At 58.0% G+C, this 16,104-nt stretch carries 17 protein-coding genes; 10 read left to right on the top strand and 7 right to left on the bottom strand.

Annotated elements, in window-relative coordinates; all coding sequences use genetic code 11:
* Nucleotide 1: 1 nt before the first annotated feature.
* Entirely contained in the window at nucleotides 2-502 is a 501-nt protein-coding gene (locus ACLI1L_RS12185) for a MarR family winged helix-turn-helix transcriptional regulator (protein ID WP_086588346.1), read from the bottom strand.
* 54 nt (nucleotides 503-556) lie between these two features.
* On the bottom strand, nucleotides 557-1,645 hold the full coding sequence (locus ACLI1L_RS12180) for an inositol-3-phosphate synthase (RefSeq protein ID WP_049359193.1): 1,089 nt from the start codon (nucleotides 1,643-1,645) through the stop codon (nucleotides 557-559).
* Between the two features lie 118 nt (nucleotides 1,646-1,763).
* Here ACLI1L_RS12180 and ACLI1L_RS12175 point away from each other — a divergent pair, with 118 nt between their 5' ends.
* From ACLI1L_RS12175 to dnaB, 8 genes are all read left to right on the top strand, one after another.
* Nucleotides 1,764-2,141, top strand: coding sequence for a DUF5318 family protein (locus ACLI1L_RS12175; RefSeq protein ID WP_034655603.1), 378 nt, complete (start codon nucleotides 1,764-1,766; stop codon nucleotides 2,139-2,141).
* Nucleotides 2,142-2,216: 75 nt separating this feature from the next.
* Complete coding sequence (locus tag ACLI1L_RS12170) at nucleotides 2,217-4,460, top strand: transglycosylase domain-containing protein (RefSeq protein WP_411707688.1); 2,244 nt, start codon at nucleotides 2,217-2,219, stop codon at nucleotides 4,458-4,460.
* 6 nt (nucleotides 4,461-4,466) lie between these two features.
* Nucleotides 4,467-5,864, top strand: coding sequence for a glycosyltransferase family 87 protein (locus ACLI1L_RS12165; protein WP_411707687.1), 1,398 nt, complete (start codon nucleotides 4,467-4,469; stop codon nucleotides 5,862-5,864).
* Nucleotides 5,861-6,049, top strand: coding sequence for a hypothetical protein (locus ACLI1L_RS12160; protein WP_023020135.1), 189 nt, complete (start codon nucleotides 5,861-5,863; stop codon nucleotides 6,047-6,049). Before ACLI1L_RS12165 ends, ACLI1L_RS12160 begins: the two co-directional genes overlap by 4 nt.
* A 122-nt stretch (nucleotides 6,050-6,171) precedes the next feature.
* On the top strand, nucleotides 6,172-6,462 hold the full coding sequence (rpsF, locus tag ACLI1L_RS12155; protein ID WP_023020134.1) for a 30S ribosomal protein S6: 291 nt from the start codon (nucleotides 6,172-6,174) through the stop codon (nucleotides 6,460-6,462).
* Nucleotides 6,463-6,511: 49 nt separating this feature from the next.
* Entirely contained in the window at nucleotides 6,512-7,060 is a 549-nt protein-coding gene (locus tag ACLI1L_RS12150; protein WP_411707686.1) for a single-stranded DNA-binding protein, read from the top strand.
* Between the two features lie 48 nt (nucleotides 7,061-7,108).
* Nucleotides 7,109-7,561 carry a 50S ribosomal protein L9 gene (rplI, locus tag ACLI1L_RS12145; protein ID WP_023020132.1) on the top strand — a complete coding sequence of 151 codons (453 nt, stop codon included), beginning with the start codon at nucleotides 7,109-7,111 and terminating at the stop codon, nucleotides 7,559-7,561.
* Between the two features lie 463 nt (nucleotides 7,562-8,024).
* Nucleotides 8,025-9,455 (top strand): replicative DNA helicase, encoded by a 1,431-nt coding sequence (gene dnaB, locus ACLI1L_RS12140; protein ID WP_086588341.1) that lies wholly within the window; start codon nucleotides 8,025-8,027, stop codon nucleotides 9,453-9,455.
* Nucleotide 9,456: 1 nt separating this feature from the next.
* On the opposite strand, the gene ACLI1L_RS12135 is transcribed toward dnaB, so the two are convergent.
* Genes ACLI1L_RS12135 through ACLI1L_RS12120 form a run of 4 tightly spaced genes read right to left on the bottom strand, consistent with a single transcriptional unit; the run spans nucleotide 9,457 to nucleotide 13,623 of the window.
* Nucleotides 9,457-9,960: a VanZ family protein gene (locus ACLI1L_RS12135; protein WP_411707685.1), complete on the bottom strand. Its 504-nt coding sequence runs from the start codon at nucleotides 9,958-9,960 to the stop codon at nucleotides 9,457-9,459.
* On the bottom strand, nucleotides 9,950-11,251 hold the full coding sequence (locus ACLI1L_RS12130) for an MFS transporter (protein ID WP_086588340.1): 1,302 nt from the start codon (nucleotides 11,249-11,251) through the stop codon (nucleotides 9,950-9,952). Before ACLI1L_RS12130 ends, ACLI1L_RS12135 begins: the two co-directional genes overlap by 11 nt.
* Before the next feature lie 9 nt (nucleotides 11,252-11,260).
* Entirely contained in the window at nucleotides 11,261-13,414 is a 2,154-nt protein-coding gene (locus tag ACLI1L_RS12125) for a heavy metal translocating P-type ATPase (RefSeq protein WP_411707684.1), read from the bottom strand.
* A gap of 8 nt (nucleotides 13,415-13,422) precedes the next feature.
* A complete protein-coding gene (locus ACLI1L_RS12120; RefSeq protein ID WP_086588338.1) occupies nucleotides 13,423-13,623 on the bottom strand; it encodes a heavy-metal-associated domain-containing protein in 201 nt (66 codons plus the stop codon).
* A 117-nt stretch (nucleotides 13,624-13,740) separates the two neighbouring features.
* Between ACLI1L_RS12120 and trxA the strand changes: the two genes are divergently transcribed.
* Together trxA and ACLI1L_RS12110 are read left to right on the top strand one after the other, a co-directional pair.
* The gene (trxA, locus tag ACLI1L_RS12115) at nucleotides 13,741-14,109 is read left to right on the top strand and encodes a thioredoxin (RefSeq protein ID WP_005325956.1); all 369 of its coding nucleotides are present in this window, start codon (nucleotides 13,741-13,743) and stop codon (nucleotides 14,107-14,109) included.
* A gap of 84 nt (nucleotides 14,110-14,193) precedes the next feature.
* Entirely contained in the window at nucleotides 14,194-14,931 is a 738-nt protein-coding gene (locus ACLI1L_RS12110) for a PspA/IM30 family protein (protein WP_411707683.1), read from the top strand.
* Here ACLI1L_RS12110 and ACLI1L_RS12105 read toward each other — a convergent pair.
* Entirely contained in the window at nucleotides 14,928-16,025 is a 1,098-nt protein-coding gene (locus ACLI1L_RS12105) for an NYN domain-containing protein (protein WP_411707682.1), read from the bottom strand. The two genes, ACLI1L_RS12110 and ACLI1L_RS12105, sit on opposite strands and share 4 nt — an antisense overlap.
* Between the last annotated feature and the right edge of the window lie 79 nt (nucleotides 16,026-16,104).

Raw genomic sequence — 16,104 nt, 5'->3', positions numbered from 1 at the left:
ACTAGTGCTGTTCGCCGTTCATTGTGGGGCGATAGACATCTGCAAGCTTGGAGATGACGGTGGCAACCTCGTTCGCGGTATCCAAATCTTCAGGCTCTAGCCACCGCATGATCTCTGCCAAGGCCGAGGCGCGCTGCTGTGAAACGATGGCGAGTTCAGATTCGCCCAGTTGCGTCAGCGCTACCAGGACACCGCGGCGGTCTTCCTCATCGCGGTGGCGTTCCACGTAGCCGCGGCGCTCTAGCTGATAGAGCGCATTAGAGGCGGTGGGCATGCGGATAAGCTCTGCCTGCGCGATGGTGGATACGCGTGATGGGCCCCGCATACGCAGCTGGTTCATGATGGATACCTGGGAGGTGGTCAAAGAAGAGCCCTCTGCCGTGCGCTGGAAAATAAGGATGAGCTTATTGAGCGCCGGTTGGATGGAACGCGCGACCTCGACGGCATCCTCGTATGTAGACGGGGATTGAGCGGGGCCCTTCTCCTCATGTTGCTGCGTCATAGAAAACGATTGTATAGCTCGTTTTCTCTGCGCGGTAGTTTGGAAGTTAAAAAGTTAGCTTCCGGCAATAAAATCTTCCAGCTCGGCGCGTGCCACGTCATCGGCCTTTTGCACCGGCGGGGACTTCATCAGGTAGGACGAGGCAGGCAGTACTGGGCCGGCAACCCCGCGGTCGAGGGCAATCTTGGCGGCGCGCACCGCATCGATGATGATGCCGGCAGAGTTAGGGGAGTCCCAGACCTCCAGCTTGTACTCCAAGTTCAGCGGGACTTCGCCGAAGGCAGATCCTTCCAAACGGACATAGGCCCATTTGCGGTCATCGAGCCATTCCACATAATCCGAAGGGCCGATGTGAACATTGCGGTCCTCGCGCTTGCCGGCGATAGGCGAGTTGTGCAGGTTAGAGGTGACGGCCTGCGTTTTGGAAATCTTCTTTGATTCGAGGCGCTCGCGTTCGAGCATATTCTTAAAGTCCATATTGCCGCCCACATTGAGCTGCATGGTGCGCTCCAAGCGCACGCCGCGGTCCTCGAAGAGCTTTGCCATGACGCGGTGCGTAATGGTGGCGCCTACCTGGGATTTAATATCATCGCCCACAATGGGCAGTCCGGCGTCTTCAAACTTCTTCGCCCATTCTGGATCAGAGGCAATAAAGACCGGCAGGGCATTGACGAAGGCGCAACCGGCATCGATGGCCGCTTGTGCGTAGAACTTATCCGCATCTTCGGAGCCCACCGGCAGGTAGGAAACTACGACGTCGGCGCCGGATTCGCGGAGGACAGCGGGGACGTCGGCAAGCGGGGCTTCTGATTCCGCAATGGACTCTTGGTAGTAACGGCCCAAGCCATCCAGGGTAGGCCCGCGCTGCACGGTAACGCCCAGCTCTGGCACGTCGGTAATAGAAATGGTGCAATTGCGGGAGCTGCGCGTGGCCTCCGCAAGGTCCTTGCCCACTTTGTCCGCATCCACGTCGAAAGCGGCAACAAATTCCACGTCGCCGACGTGATACGGGCCAAACTGGGTGTGCATCAAACCGGGAATATCTGCATCGGCAGCGGCGTTGCGATAAAACTCCACGCCTTCAATGAGGGACGTGGCGCAATTGCCGACGCCCACGATGGCGACCTTTACCTTCTCGGACAAGGTTTACTCCTTTTATATCCATGAATTGTGGTTGTCAGTGACTGCGCAAGACTAAGCCGAAAATTGTGCCCTGCGGTGGCATAACACCATGTGGATCGATCAAGAAGAGGTAATTAGGATGATTCGGGTGAATTCCGTTGCCTATAAGCATGTGCTCTCCCACGAGTGGGAACGCGCCCACCATCTGCGCGAATTTCGCGCCGGGCAGCTCACACGGGAAGAGGTATGCGATGCCGATTTTCTGCTGCGCGCCGCAGCTGAGCACCACGGGCGCACCATGGATAAAGAATGCCCCGTATGCGGCGAGCCTTTGCGGCTTACCCGCTGGGTCTATGGCGAGAACCTCGGCCGGCGTGCTGGGAGCGCCCGTAGTGATAAAGAAATAGCGGAATTTGTAGCCGAGGGCTTGGAGTTTACGGTGCACGAGGTGGAGGTATGTCGCCAGTGCCGGTGGAACCACTTGTTGCGTTCTGCTACTGCTTTTAACGCGTGTTAGTTTCCGGCACACCGCCTTAGGCAGTAAGCTGCAATTATTTAGTTTGTGATCAGGGATGAATGAGGACACGAATCAGTGACCGAGAAGGAATCTACCGGCAAGTCCACTAAGGTGGCTCGCCCCAGCAAAAAGCAGGCGAAGAAGAAACGCCGCATCTGGCCGTGGGTCGTTTTGGCGTTCCTACTGGTCTTTGTGGCATTGCCCGCAGGACTTTTTGCTTATGCATATTCGCAATACACCGTTCCGGAGCCCAAGGACCTGGCCAATAACCAAGTCTCCACCATTTACGCGGGCGATAACCAGACCCAGCTCGCCCGTTTGGTGCCGCCGGAAGGCAACCGTACCCACGTAAACCTAGATGAGATCCCGGACTATGTGCAGGACTCCGTGCTTGCCGCGGAGGACCGCGATTTCTGGGATAACTCCGGCTTCTCCTTCACCGGCCTCGGCCGCGCCGTGGTGGGTAAGGTAACCGGCAACGCTGATGCTGGTGGCGGTTCCACCATTACCCAGCAATATGTGAAGAACACGCTAGTGGGTAATGAGTACTCCTATGTGCGCAAGATTCGCGAGCTTATCTACTCGGTGAAGATGACCAATGAGTGGGAAAAGAAGGATATTCTCAACGCCTACCTCAACACCGTGTACTTCGGACGCAATGCCTACGGCATCCAGGCCGCATCCAACGCCTACTTTAATAAGGACGCCAAGGACCTCACCCCGGAGGAAGGCGCCATGCTCGCTGGCCTCATCCAGTCCCCGTCCGGACTCGACCCGCGCGTGAACCAAGAGGGCTCCGAGGACCGCTGGAACTACGTCCTAGATGGCCTCGTGGGCATGGGTGACCTCACCCAAGAACAGCGCGATGGGATGACTTTCCCGGAGACCCGCGACCCAGCCGAGTACTCGGCTTATACCGAGGCCCCGGGCGCCAACGGTCACATCAAAGATCAGGTCATCCGTGAGCTGGAAGAGGTAGGCATCACCGAAAACGAGGTGTCCACCGGTGGTCTGCGCATTACCACCACTATTGATATGAACGTGCAGAACAACACCATCCAGGCAGTCGATGAGCAGATGGCTCCCCTGCAGGAAGATGCACGTGCGGCTTCCGTCACCATCGACCCGAAGACCGGTGCGGTCCGCGGGTACTTCGGTGGCCACGATTCCAATGGTTGGGATTACGCCAATTCCCCGCTGCAGACCGGTTCGACTTTCAAGATCATGGCCCTAGCAGCTGCCCTGCAGCAGGGAATTAGCCTGGATACTAATTACTCTTCTGCTCCTTATCAGCTGCCGGGATCCGATATGGTTACCAACGTGGGCGGTGGCTGCGGCGTATGCAACCTGCGCGAGGCTACCAAGCAGTCCCTGAATACCTCCTTCCTGCGCCTGCAGGCGGACCTGAAGAACGGTACGCAGGACACCGCGGATATGGCGCATGCCTTGGGTGTGGCTAAGTCCCTGCCGGGTATTGACAAGACGCTGACGGAAGAGGGCAAGCAGCCATTCGAGGGCATCGTCCTGGGTCAGTACCAGTCCCGCCCGCTCGATATGGCTACCGCCATGTCCACTCTGGCTAACCAGGGCGTGTGGCATAACCCCCACTTTGTGCAGCGCGTAGAAAACGCCGCCGGTGAAGTGCTGTACGAGCACCCTGAAGATGAAGGCGAGCGCCGCGTATCGTCCAATGTGGCCAATAACGTCCTCGAGGCCATGCAGCCGGTAGCCGCGTGGTCCAATGGCGCCCTTGCGGGCGGCCGCGCTTCTGCCTCTAAGACCGGTACGACCCAGATGGGCGATACCGGAAATAACAAGGATGCCTGGATGGTTGGTGCCACCCCGCAGCTGGCTACTGCCGTGTGGGTAGGTACCGCCGATAACACCTCCGCCATCTTCGATCAGTACGGCGGCATCATGTACGGCGCGGGTGCGCCGACCAAGATTTGGAAGGCCGTGCTGGATAACTCCCTGGCCAACTCCGAATTCCAAAACTTCCCGGCCGCCTATCCACTGGGATTCGGCAATATGGGCGCCGGAACCGCTGCCCCGGCCTATGACCCGAGCTGGGATAGCGGCGCTGGCGATACGCAAAACTACGAGGCTCCAGAGCAGCAGGCTGCGCCGGAAGAAGAGACCAAGCCGGTCCAGCCACAAGAGAAACCGGAGAGCCCGAAGCCAGCGCCAAGTCCACAGCGTGGCAACCGTGGCAACAGTGGCAACAATGGCAACAACAACCAAGCACCGGCCCAGCAAGAGGCCCCGTCCTTAGATGACCTCATTGGTCCGAATAGCGACCTGGCAGACCTTTTAGGGTAGGCGGCAGTGACAGTGAATTCGCATCAGCGCATTCCCGCCTCCTCAGAGCCGTTGGCCCGCGGGGTAATTGAATTCCTCGGCGGGCCAATGGGCCGTTTTGCCGGTGTTCGGCGTACCCAATGGTGGACCCCGCTGCGCGCCATCATCGCCGTCGGTTGGGTATTTCTGGCTTGCGGATTCCTCTCCAAAGCCAATTGTGCTGGCGGTACCCGCGGTGATGACGGGGTTATTAGCTTGAATTGGGCAGCAAACCGCCAGTACACCTCTTTCTGCTATAACGACATCATCCCGCTCTATGGTGGCCGTGGCCTCGATGAAGGCGGCTTCCCCTATGCCTACTCTTGGCAGGAGGGCGACCTGACCCGCTATATGGAATACCCGGTCCTCGCGGGCTTATTCCAAGGAATGATGGGGTGGATCGCCCGCAATACCTATTCCCTTGTAGAGTGGGCCGGAATCCCAGAGGCCGGTTGGTACTTCGGCCTCACCGCCTTGGTCATGTCCTGTATCTGGGTCGGCGTGCTTTATATGGTCTACCTTTTGGTAGGCAATCGCACGTGGGACACCATCCTGGTAGCGGCCAGCCCCCTTATCATCATTCACGCCTTTAGCAACTGGGATATCCCCTCCATCGCCTTTGCCGTAGGCGCGCTTCTGGCCGCCGCGCGCAAGCGGCCGGTGGTAGCGGGTGTCCTTATCGGCCTTGGCGCCTCTTTCAAGCTATGGCCGGTCTTCATCTTGGGGGCATTCTTGGTCTTGGCGGTGCGCAACCGCCGTTGGTCGCAATTTTTCCTAGCCTTACTTGGCGCCTCCGTAGCTTGGATTGCGGTCAACGCGCCGGTGGCAATGAAATACCCGGATGCGTGGCGCGAATTTTTCCGCCTCAACCAAGAGCGCGGTGCGGAGTGGACCACCATCTACTCAGTGCTCAGCCGCAATACCGGCATGAGTTTTAGCCCAGAGTTTCTCAATACCTTCAGCTTGGTGGCTTTTTTGGCTCTTTGCGCAGCAATTGCGGTGCTGGGTCTGCGCAGCGCGCGAACCCCGCGCATGGCAGAGCTGGTCTACCTCATCGTGGCTGCCTTTTTATTGGTTAACAAGGTGTGGTCGCCGCAGTATTCGCTGTGGCTGGTAGTCCCCGCAGCTCTAGCATTGCCGCGCTGGCGTCTGGTCTTTAGCTGGGCGCTTGTTGACGCCCTGGTATGGCCGCTATTGATGTGGCACATGCTGGGCACGGACAATAAGGGCATTCCGCACGAGCTTCTTGACGTCGCCGTTATCTCCCGCGATGCCCTCATTATCGCCATGGCTGTACTTATCATTCGCCAGATGTGCGGTAAGACCACGGATAAGGTGCGCGATGCGCATGGTGGCAGTGATCCTTTGGCAGGAGCATTCGCATGATTGTTACCTATATCGGGATGGCCTCCATCTTCTTAGGCTTTCTCTGCGTGATGGGCGCCTTCTGGCTGTTTCATAACCGCGAGGATCGGCGCGGGCCTATCGTTTTAGGGATCCTCGCCATCCTTTTCCTCACCATCATTCCGGCGACAGCCGCTGTGTTTTTCGCCGCAACTACCACCGGTTAGATTTCTTTTCGCCGGTCACTTGCGGTACTGTAGTGGGGTTGCTTGACGCAACGTACCCTCCTGCTGCATCCGCAAAGGTGATGCAGCCGAAAACTACTAGACCATAGGAGGTGATGAGGTCCGTGCGTCACTACGAAGTCATGATCATTCTGGATCCTAATCAGGATGAGCGCACCGTAACCCCGTCCCTGGATAAGTTCCTCGAAATCGTCCGCCAGGATGGCGGCAAGGTTGAGAACCTTGATGTATGGGGCAAGCGTCGTCTTGCATACCCCATCAACAAGAAGGAAGAGGGCATTTATGCCGTCGTCAACTTGGAGTGCGAGCACACTTCGGTTGCCGAGCTCGACCGCCGTCTGAACCTGAACGACACCATCCTGCGTACCAAGGTTCTGCGCACCGACAGCAAGTAACGGATACTGGGATCAAGCACAATCCACGTAACCGATAAGGAGTAAAGACATGGCACAGGGAGATACCAATATCACGGTGGTAGGCAACATCGTTGCTGACCCCGAGCTGCGCTTCACCCCGGCGGGTGCGGCAGTAGCTAACTTCCGCGTCGCCTCCACCCCTCGTCGCTATAACTCGCAGACGAACCAGTGGGAAGACGGCGAAGCTATGTTCCTGACCTGCAACGTATGGCGTCAGGCGGCAGAAAACGTCGCCGAAACCCTGTCTAAGGGCATGCGCGTCATCGTTACCGGCCGCTTGAAGCAGCGTTCCTTCCAGACCCGCGAGGGTGAAAACCGCACCGTATTCGAGATTGACGTCGATGAAGTCGGCCCGTCTCTGCGCTACGCCACCGCACAGGTAAACCGCAATCCACGTGAGGGCGGCAATAACTTTAGCGGCGGCGGCCAGCAGCGCTCGAATAACAATAATCAGGGCGGTTTTGGAGGCGGCCAGCAACAGCAGCCACAGCAGAACCAGGCTCCTTCTGAGGATCCGTGGAACTCCGCTCCACCAGCTGGTGGTTTCGGAGGCGCTGATTCTGAACCTCCGTTCTAAGTCTGTCACCCGCAACTATTCAACTAACTCAATTGAAAGGCAGGGATCATGAAGCTGATCCTCACCGCTGCCGTTGAGAACCTCGGCGCCGCTGGCGAAATTGTTGAGGTTAAGGACGGCTACGGACGTAACTACCTGCTTCCTCGCGGCCTGGCTATCGTGGCTACCCGCGGCGCAGAGAAGCAGATTGAGGGCATCAAGCGCGCCCAGGAAGCTCGCGAGATTCGCGACCTGGATCACGCACGTGAAGTCCGCAACCAGCTCGAGCAGCTGACGGATGTCAAGGTAGAGGTTAAGACCTCCGAATCCGGTAAGCTCTTCGGTTCCGTTAAAGCAGAAGACATTGTCAACGCCGTCTCCAAGGCCGGTGGCCCCAAGCTGGATAAGCGCATTGTTGTGCTTCCAAAGGGCCTGGTCAAGAAGACCGGCAACTACCAGGTCGAGCTGAAGCTGCACGCTGATGTTATCGGCAAGGTGAACTTCTCGGTCGTTGCTGCCTAACTAGGCGCACGACGGTCCATATAGACCCAAAGACAACAGCAACGCTTTAGGCCTCAAGTTCCTGCTATGTGAGGTGGCAGGTTCTTGGGGCCTTTAGCGCGTTTTCACCGGCTTGTGGATAACTGGGGAAATCTGTGGATAACTCTCCGGCTCATTAACTTTGCGTTTACACCTCGGTTGCTTTATTAACCCGCAGGTCAGGGCCCTTATCCACTGTTAATGTGCCACTTTTCACATCTGCGAAAACCTGCCGTGAGCAGGGGATATGATGTGTGCAGGTCACGGAGGTTTTGAGTTATCCACAAGCATATGCAGGGCGATTGCGGCCCAAGAATGCCGCGACCAGCAATTTCCACAACAGCTTGTGGATAACTTTCGGTTTTATACCCAGGGGGTAGTGTCCCGGCGCTAGACTAAACTGAAATTTCGTTACGCTCGCTCGAATAGCTACAAGGGGGAAGACATGACCAACGCCAGCTTTGACGATGAACACCTGCCGCCGGAGCCGCCGCCCGAGGAGGAACCGGCCCCACGCCGTCGCTTTCAGCAGGAAGAGCCAAAGCGCTATGGAGAATTCCGCCAGCCCCCCGCAGACCGGGAGGCGGAGCAGGGCGTCCTAGGCGCAATGCTGCTGAGTCCCCATACGGTGATGGAAGTCATCGAAGAGCTGGAGCCAGAAGATTTCTACTATCCGGCTCATACCCTGATCTACCGCGCCATGCTGGACCTTTATTCTGAGGGTAAAGATGTCGACGCTGTCATTTTGGCCTCCCAGCTGGACCGCTTTAATAACCTCGAACGCGTTGGTGGCGCCCCCTATCTGCACACGCTGCTGGCCACGGTGCCAACGGCGGCAAATGCCCGCTATTATGCAGAGATCGTCGCGGAGAAGGCCGCGTTGCGCAAGCTGGTTGATGCCGGCACCCGCGTAGTACAGCTAGGATTTTCCGGCACCGAGGATGCAGAGATCGAGTCCGTCCTGGACCGCGCCCAGCAGGAAGTCTTCGCCGTCGCTCAGCGCAAAACTGCGGAAGATTACCGAGTCTTGGGTGACCTCATTGACCCCACCATTGATGAGCTGGCAGCACTGCAGCAAGCCGGCGGTGTGGAACTAGGCGTGCCAACTGGTTTTATCGATCTAGATAAGCTGACTAACGGTCTCCACGCGGGCCAGATGGTCATCGTCGCTGCTCGTCCCGGTGTGGGTAAATCGACCCTAGCCATGGATTTCATGCGTTCCTGCTCTTTGCAGCATGGTAAGTCCTCGGTAATCTTCTCCCTCGAGATGTCAGCCTCGGAGATTGTCATGCGCCTGCTCTCGGCGGAGTCAGAAGTGAAGCTGGCCGATATGCGCGGCGGCCGTGTCTCCACCGAGGACTGGGCGAAAATTGATGAGACCCTCAACCGAGTGCAAGACGCCCCGCTGTTTATTGATGACTCTCCAAACCTGACGATGATGGAGATTCGTTCCAAGGCTCGCCGCCTAAAGCAGCAGCACGGGCTGGATTTGATCGTCTTGGACTACCTGCAGCTGATGTCTTCGGGTAAAAAGGTTGAGTCCCGCCAGCAAGAGGTTTCCGAATTCTCCCGCCAGCTCAAGCTTTTGGCCAAGGAGCTAGAGGTTCCTCTCATCGCAATTTCGCAGCTGAACCGTGGACCCGAGGCGCGTACTGATAAAAAGCCGCAGCTTGCTGACCTCCGTGAGTCCGGCTCCTTGGAGCAGGACGCCGATATGGTCATGCTGCTGTACCGTCCTGACTCCCAGGATCGCGATAATGAGCGCGCCGGCGAGGCGGATATTATCCTAGCCAAGCACCGTGGCGGTCCAATCGATACCGTGCAGGTGGCACACCAGCTGCACTACTCCAAGTTCGTCAATATGGCCCACGGATAAATTACAGGTCGACCACCGCATTGGGATCGCCCAATCGTGGGCCGAGGATGACCAATACGAGGAAAACCGCAGCTGCGACAAGTGCTAACCAGCGCCAGACGGGGAAGAAGCGTTCGCCACATAGGCGGGCGAACGCCGCACCGATGAGTGCGCCGACGGTGTTAAATATGAGGTCATCAATATCCGTTCGCCCAAGCGCAAACGCATATTGGCAAACCTCCAGCACTAGGCTCAGGCCAAATCCCCACGCCGCAGTGGTTTTAATGGAACGGCACAGACTAAACACCAGCATTCCAAACGGGATAAAGAAGGCTGTGTTTCCCGCGTACTCAAATAGCGGAGCAAACCAGCTGCCGCCGGAGAATTCATCCAGCGGCACCCAGCGCAGTTCTCGCGCACGCTGATTTTCCGGTTTCCACAAATAGCCGATTTGGTAGAAAGGCTTGAGCGTGGTCAATGCGACCATAACGGCCGTCCACGCGGCGAGGGAGAGCCTACTGAGCAAGCGCTATTCCTTTCTGCTCGGGCAGACTGAAGGCGGCGGCAGCCGCAATGCCAAATGCTGCGGCGAATACAATAAATAACCAGGCCGTCCCACCCGCAGCAAGCAGTGGCGGGACGATTAGTGGCGCCGCAATAGATGCTAGCCTACCGAAGCCTGCTGCCGCTCCCGTACCACGCCCTCGCAATGAAGTGGAATACAGCTCCGGACCGATGGCATAGAGGGCTCCCCAGGCGCCGAGGTTGAAGAAGGAGAGCAGACAACCGGCCAGGATGATCAATGCTTCCGTAGCTGCTGCTCCATATAGGCCGGCTGCTGCTGCCGAGCCGAGCAGGAAAACCGCGAGGGTTATCCGCCTGCCCCAGAGCTCGATGAGCCAAGCTGCCACCGCGTAGCCAGGCAGCTGGGCAAGGGTGATAATGAGGGTAAAATTAAAAGACTTCACTAGGGAGAAACCGTCGGCTACTAGCAGAGAGGGAATCCAGATGAAGGCGCCATAGTAGGAGAGGTTTACACAGAACCAAATGGTCCACAACGCTGCGGTCCTCCTTCGTAGCTGCGGACTCCAGATAGACGCTGCGGGGGAAGGTGTGGGCTCTGGGAGGGCATCGTCTAGCGGGCGATTTTCCGCCGCGGCTTCGAAACTGGCAACGATAGCTTCGGCCTCGTCATGGCGGCCTTTGGATTCAAGGAAACGCACAGATTCTGGTAGACCGCGGCGCACATAGATTGAATACGCGGCTGGCAGCATGCCAATGGCCAGGGCCCAGCGCCAACCGGATTCAGATGTGCTCACCACGAAAGTGCCGATGATGGCCGCAAGGATCCATCCCAATGCCCAGAATGCCTCGAGAATGACTACCATCCTTCCGCGGACCCGCCGAGGCGCGAATTCGGATATGAGCGTGGAGGCAACTGGTAGCTCGGCTCCGAGGCCCAACCCAACGATGAATCGGAAGAAGATGAGAACCGCTAGTCCCCCAGCTAGCGCGGATGCCCCTGTTGCCAAACCGTAGATAAGCAAGGTGAGAGAAAAGACATTGCGGCGGCCGAATTTATCCGCCAGCAACCCGCCAAAGGTTGCACCGAGGGCCATGCCAAGAAAGCCTGCCGAGGCCAACCAGGAAGTCTGGCTGGCACCTAGATCCCAGTGAACGGCAAGGGCGGCCATGATGAAGGAGATTAACCCGACATCCATAGCATCAAGCGCCCATCCAAGGCCAGAACCTAGGAGTAGGCGCTTGTGCTTAGAGGTGACGGGAAGGCGATCGAGACGTTCGGTGCGGCTGAGCATGTGATAGTACTATCGCTGAACAGAAAAACCTTTCAGGCGTAGTGAGTTGGTAACTACAAAAACCGAGCTCAGTGCCATGGCAAGGCCGGCCAGTAGGGGGTTGAGCCAGCCCAGCGCGGCCACGGGAATGAGTACGACGTTATAGGCGAAGGCCCAGAAGAGGTTGCCTTTAATAATTGCCAGCGTGCGGCGCGAGAGCTGAATGGCGTCAGCGGCGCAGCGTAGATCGCCGTTCATCAGGGTGATATCGGAGGCCTCAATGGCAACATCGGTACCCGCGCCCATGGCGAGCCCAAGGTCCGCCTGGGCAAGGGCGGCGGCGTCGTTAATGCCATCGCCCACCATCGCCACGGTGTGCCCCGCGGCCTGCAGCTCCTTGATGTGGTTTACCTTGTCTTCTGGTAGTACCTCGGCGCTGACGCGTTCGATCCCCACCTCGGCAGCAACGGCGCGGGCGGCCCCAGCGTTGTCGCCGGTCAGCAGGTAAGGGGTAAGCCCCAGCTCCTTCATCTGCGCCACAGCGGCGGCCGAGCTCGGCTTGATAGTATCGCGGACCTCAATGATTCCGGCAGGTTGGCCGTCCACGGAGACAACCACCGGCGTGGCACCAGAATCTTGTGCCTCGCGGAACGGTGCTTCTAAGTCACCCAAGGAGCCTTGCGGCTTGCCGACGCCCACCCGGGCCCCCTCCACAGTTCCTTCCACGCCACCCGGAACCACTGCGAAGTCGGTAGCCGGCTTAGCGTCGCGCTCTTTGGCTATGGCGCGAGCGATGGGGTGCTCGGAATTGTGCTCGACGGCCGCGGCCAGCTCGAGCACGTCACCGTGTACGGCGGTAACGGACATCTCTCCGGCTGTGACTGTGCCGGTCTTATCCATGACGATGGTATCGATTTGCCGCGTAGATTCCAGGATCTCCGGGCCTTTAATGACAAGCCCCAGTTGCGCGCCGCGGCCGGTGCCGACGAGGATTGCTGTGGGCGTCGCCAAGCCCATAGCGCAGGGGCAAGCCACGATGAGGACGGAGACCGCGGCGATAAAGGCTGGGGCCACCCCGCCGAAGAGGAGATGGGCGAGGAGTGTCAGCACTGCTACGGCGATGACCGCGGGGACGAAGACTTGCGCAATGCGGTCCACGAGGCGCTGTACTGGTGCCTTGGACGTTTGTGCATCCGTGACCAGCTGGGCCATTTGGGCCAGTACTGTATCCTCGCCCACTTTGGTCGCTCGAACCTCAAGCTTGCCAGAGGCATTAATGGTCGCGCCGGTCACTGCATCGCCGGAGCCGACCTCAACGGGCACGGGCTCGCCGGTAATCATGGAGGCGTCGACCGCCGAATTGCCGGCAACGACGATGCCATCGGTGGCGATCTTTTCGCCTGGGCGTACTACGAAGACATCGCCTACCTGCAATTGGGCAATTGGAATGCGCTGCTCGCCTCCCTCGCGCAGCACCGAAGCTTCCTTAGCTCCTAGGGAGAGTAGCTCCCGCAGGGCCTCAGAGGACTGGCCTTTGGCCCGTGCCTCGAACCACCGGCCGAGCAGGAGGAAGGTAATGACCATGCCCACGGACTCGAAATAGATGTGGTCCACCTGCGCCGCGTTCGCGTCCAGCGTCATGTGCATTTTCATGCCCGGTTCGCCCGCGTTGCCGAAAAACAGCGCCCACAGCGACCAAAAATAGGCCGCTGAGGTTCCCATGGTGATAAGCGTGTCCATGGTAAAAGAACCGTGCTTGAGGTTCGTCCACGTGGCGGTGTGGAAAGGCGCGCCACCAAAGATGTAGACGATGGTAGCGATGATGGCGCAGGCCCACTGCCAATTGGGAAATTGCAGGGCCGGCGACATCGATACCACCATGAGCGGCAGTGATAAAGCTCCGGCGACAATGGTGCGGCGCAGCAACGCGTCGCCATCATCCTTCTTAGGCTGGGGATCCTCTGCCTTCGTCTCGGCCATGTCGAAAGCGCCGTAACCTGCGCCCTCAACCACCGAAATGAGCTCCTGTGGACTTACCGTCTGGGAGTCATACTCGATGGCCGCCGCCTCGGTAGCGAAATTGACGCTGGCGCTTACACCCTCGAGCTTGTTTAGCTTGCGCTCGACACGGGAGGAGCAGGAAGTGCACGTCATGCCCGTGACGCCAAGGTCCAAGTGGGACATGGCGGTGCCTACTTCAACGTGTAGCCGGCCTCAGTTACAGCGGCCGCTACCTGTTCATCGGTGAAATCGGTGCCAGTAACCGTGACGGCGCCGGTGGTGTGGTCTGCAGTGACTTCGCTAACGCCGGAGATTTCGCCGACTTCTTCCTTTACTGACATTTCGCAATGTCCGCAGGTCATGCCCTCTACGGTGTAGTTCTTGGTGCTCATAATAATCCTTCCTGTGGGTTGATTCCGCAGCCAATCATATACCCCCAGGGGGTATATGACAAGGTTTATTCAGGTACGTTGGGGAATAAAGCGAAACACAAAGGAGTTAGAACAAGCATGGCTACTATCGATGTCACCGAAGAAAACTTTGAAGAAACCGTTACCGGCGAAGGCATTACGCTCGTAGACGCTTGGGCCGATTGGTGCGGACCTTGCAAGCGCTTTGCGCCGGTTTTTGAAAAAGCCTCCGAAGAGCACACCGATGCTACCTTTGCCAAGCTGGATACCGAGGCTAACCAAGGCCTCGCATCCGCACTGGAGATTCAGTCCATTCCAACGCTGATGATTTTCCGCGATGGCATCTTGGTATTCCGTGAGGCTGGCGCGCTGCCCCCTGCAGCATTGGAAGACCTACTCAAGCAGGTTAAGGAACTCGACATGGCAGAGGTCCGCCGCCAGGTAGAAGAGCAAAATGCGCAGGGCTAATACCAACTAGCTTCCTCGGCGCTTTCTGGTGAGTATCGCTAAACTCGCTAGAAAGCGTCTTTTTTATTTCCAAAGGAGAAGATAATGGCTAACCCTTTCAGCAAAGGTTGGAAGTACATGATGAGTTCCTGCGATCAGAAGATTGACGAGAACGCTGATCCGAAGGTGCAGATCCAGCAGGCTGTTCAGGCGGCCAAGGAGCAGCACCAGCAGATTTCTGAGTACGCCGCAGAAATCATCGGCCATAAGTCTCAGCTGGAAATGCAGATGGACCGCCTGGTGAAGTCCCAGCAGGACTACCAATCTCAAACCCAGCGTGCATTGGAACTGGCAGATGCGGCGGAGGATCCGCAAAAGGCTGCCGAATATAACCAGGCTGCGGAAGTTGTTGCTTCTCAGCTGGTTGCAGTGGAGCAGGAACTGGAAGACGTCAAGCAGCAGTACGCTGCCGCAGAGCAAGCTGCCGCGCAGGCCAAGAGTCAGCAGCAGCAGTCTGAGGCGCGCTTGAAGGAGCAGCTAGCCCAGGTTAGCCAGCTGGAGGCCCAGGCGGATCAGGCGGCTATGCAAGAAAAGAACGCCCAGGCTATTGATTCCATGAATCAGTTAAACCCGGATGATTCCGTGCCTACTCTTGATTCTGTGCGCGCCAAGATTGAAAAGCGCTACGCCGATGCCCTGGGCGCGCAAGAATTGCAGCATGCTACCGGTGGCGACCGCATTAGTGAGATCAAAGCCGCCGGCAATGACATGAAGGCGACTGCGCGCCTTGATGCCATCCGGGCGGATCTTAAGAAGAAGAAAGAGCTCGAGTCCGGCGATTAATTCTGCCGGCGAACGTTAATTAAAACCCCACGAATCCCCGAGTGGAAACCATCGCGTAAATTCACGCGCTGGGTTTCGGTCAGGGTGTATTCGTGCAAGGTTTCGCAGGCAAATTGCAGTAATGGGCGGTCGATCTCCGGGGGAAGCCCGCCGCCCGAAAGCAGGTGTGCCTGGTCGCGCTGTTCGGTGCTAGCAGCGTTATCGAACCACCACGAGGCGTATTGCTGGCCCACGTCAAAGGGGGACTGGAATCCTGCCGAGCTCCACACTTCCTCCGGCAGCGGTACATACTTAGAGCGCAGTTTACGGCGAGGAGCCATCATGGATGGCTTAGGTGCCGGTTTCTCCGCCGGAGCATCCTCCTCGGCAGCGGAGTCCTCAGTAGTGTCTGCCTTTGGCGGCGCTGGCTTCGGCGTGGGGGCTGGGGTGGGCTTTTCGGTAGCACCAAAGGCTGCTTCTACCTCCGAAGGCTCGCCGCATTCGTCCGGCTCCGGCATTTCCTCGCCATCTTTTTGCGCATTTTCGCGCACCACTGGAGGAAGCGGGCCTTCTAGGACCTGCAGTTCCATAGCGTCTGCGAAGTCCTCGCGCGGGTCCAAAATGGTGGTGGAATCGCACGCATGGCGCAGGGCGGAGGACATGGAGTCCCAGCCAAATCCATAAAGATGCACGCGGATGCCATTGTCCACGGCCGCTTGGGCACCGGGAATCATGTCTGCATCGCCGCTGACGAGGACAAAGTCAGTGAATTGACCCTTCATGGCGGCGATGACCATATCCGCCACCAACCGGGTATCCACGGCCTTTTGGGTGCGGCGCTCACCCCATTCGATGAGCTGGCCAGTGCGTAGTTGTACGCCTTCGCAGGTGCGCAACGCCCGTTGGTAGCGGTGCGGGCCGGTATCGGGAATGCCGTCATACCAGTACTGGCGCTGGATTGGCGTCCCCAGTTGGTTCTCAATCATCCCACCCATGGTGCTGACCACCTCGGGTAGATCGATTTCTAGTTGCGCGCGAGCTCCGGTGTCCCATGAGTTATAAAAGCTTGCGAGCAAGTATGAGGTATCGACAAAGACAAGTGTGCGTTCAAGCATGGCTCCTAAGTTCCGTTCTAATTGTTCTAAATAAAATTCTTTGTGGTTTCCAGTGTGCCCCATTAGTCACAAAACGTCG

Source organism: Corynebacterium sp. LaCa117 (assembly GCF_046717765.1).
Taxonomy (GTDB): domain Bacteria; phylum Actinomycetota; class Actinomycetes; order Mycobacteriales; family Mycobacteriaceae; genus Corynebacterium; species Corynebacterium kefirresidentii.
Note: the sequence above shows the minus strand (reverse complement) of the source record. Positions and strands in the feature narration are given on the sequence as shown.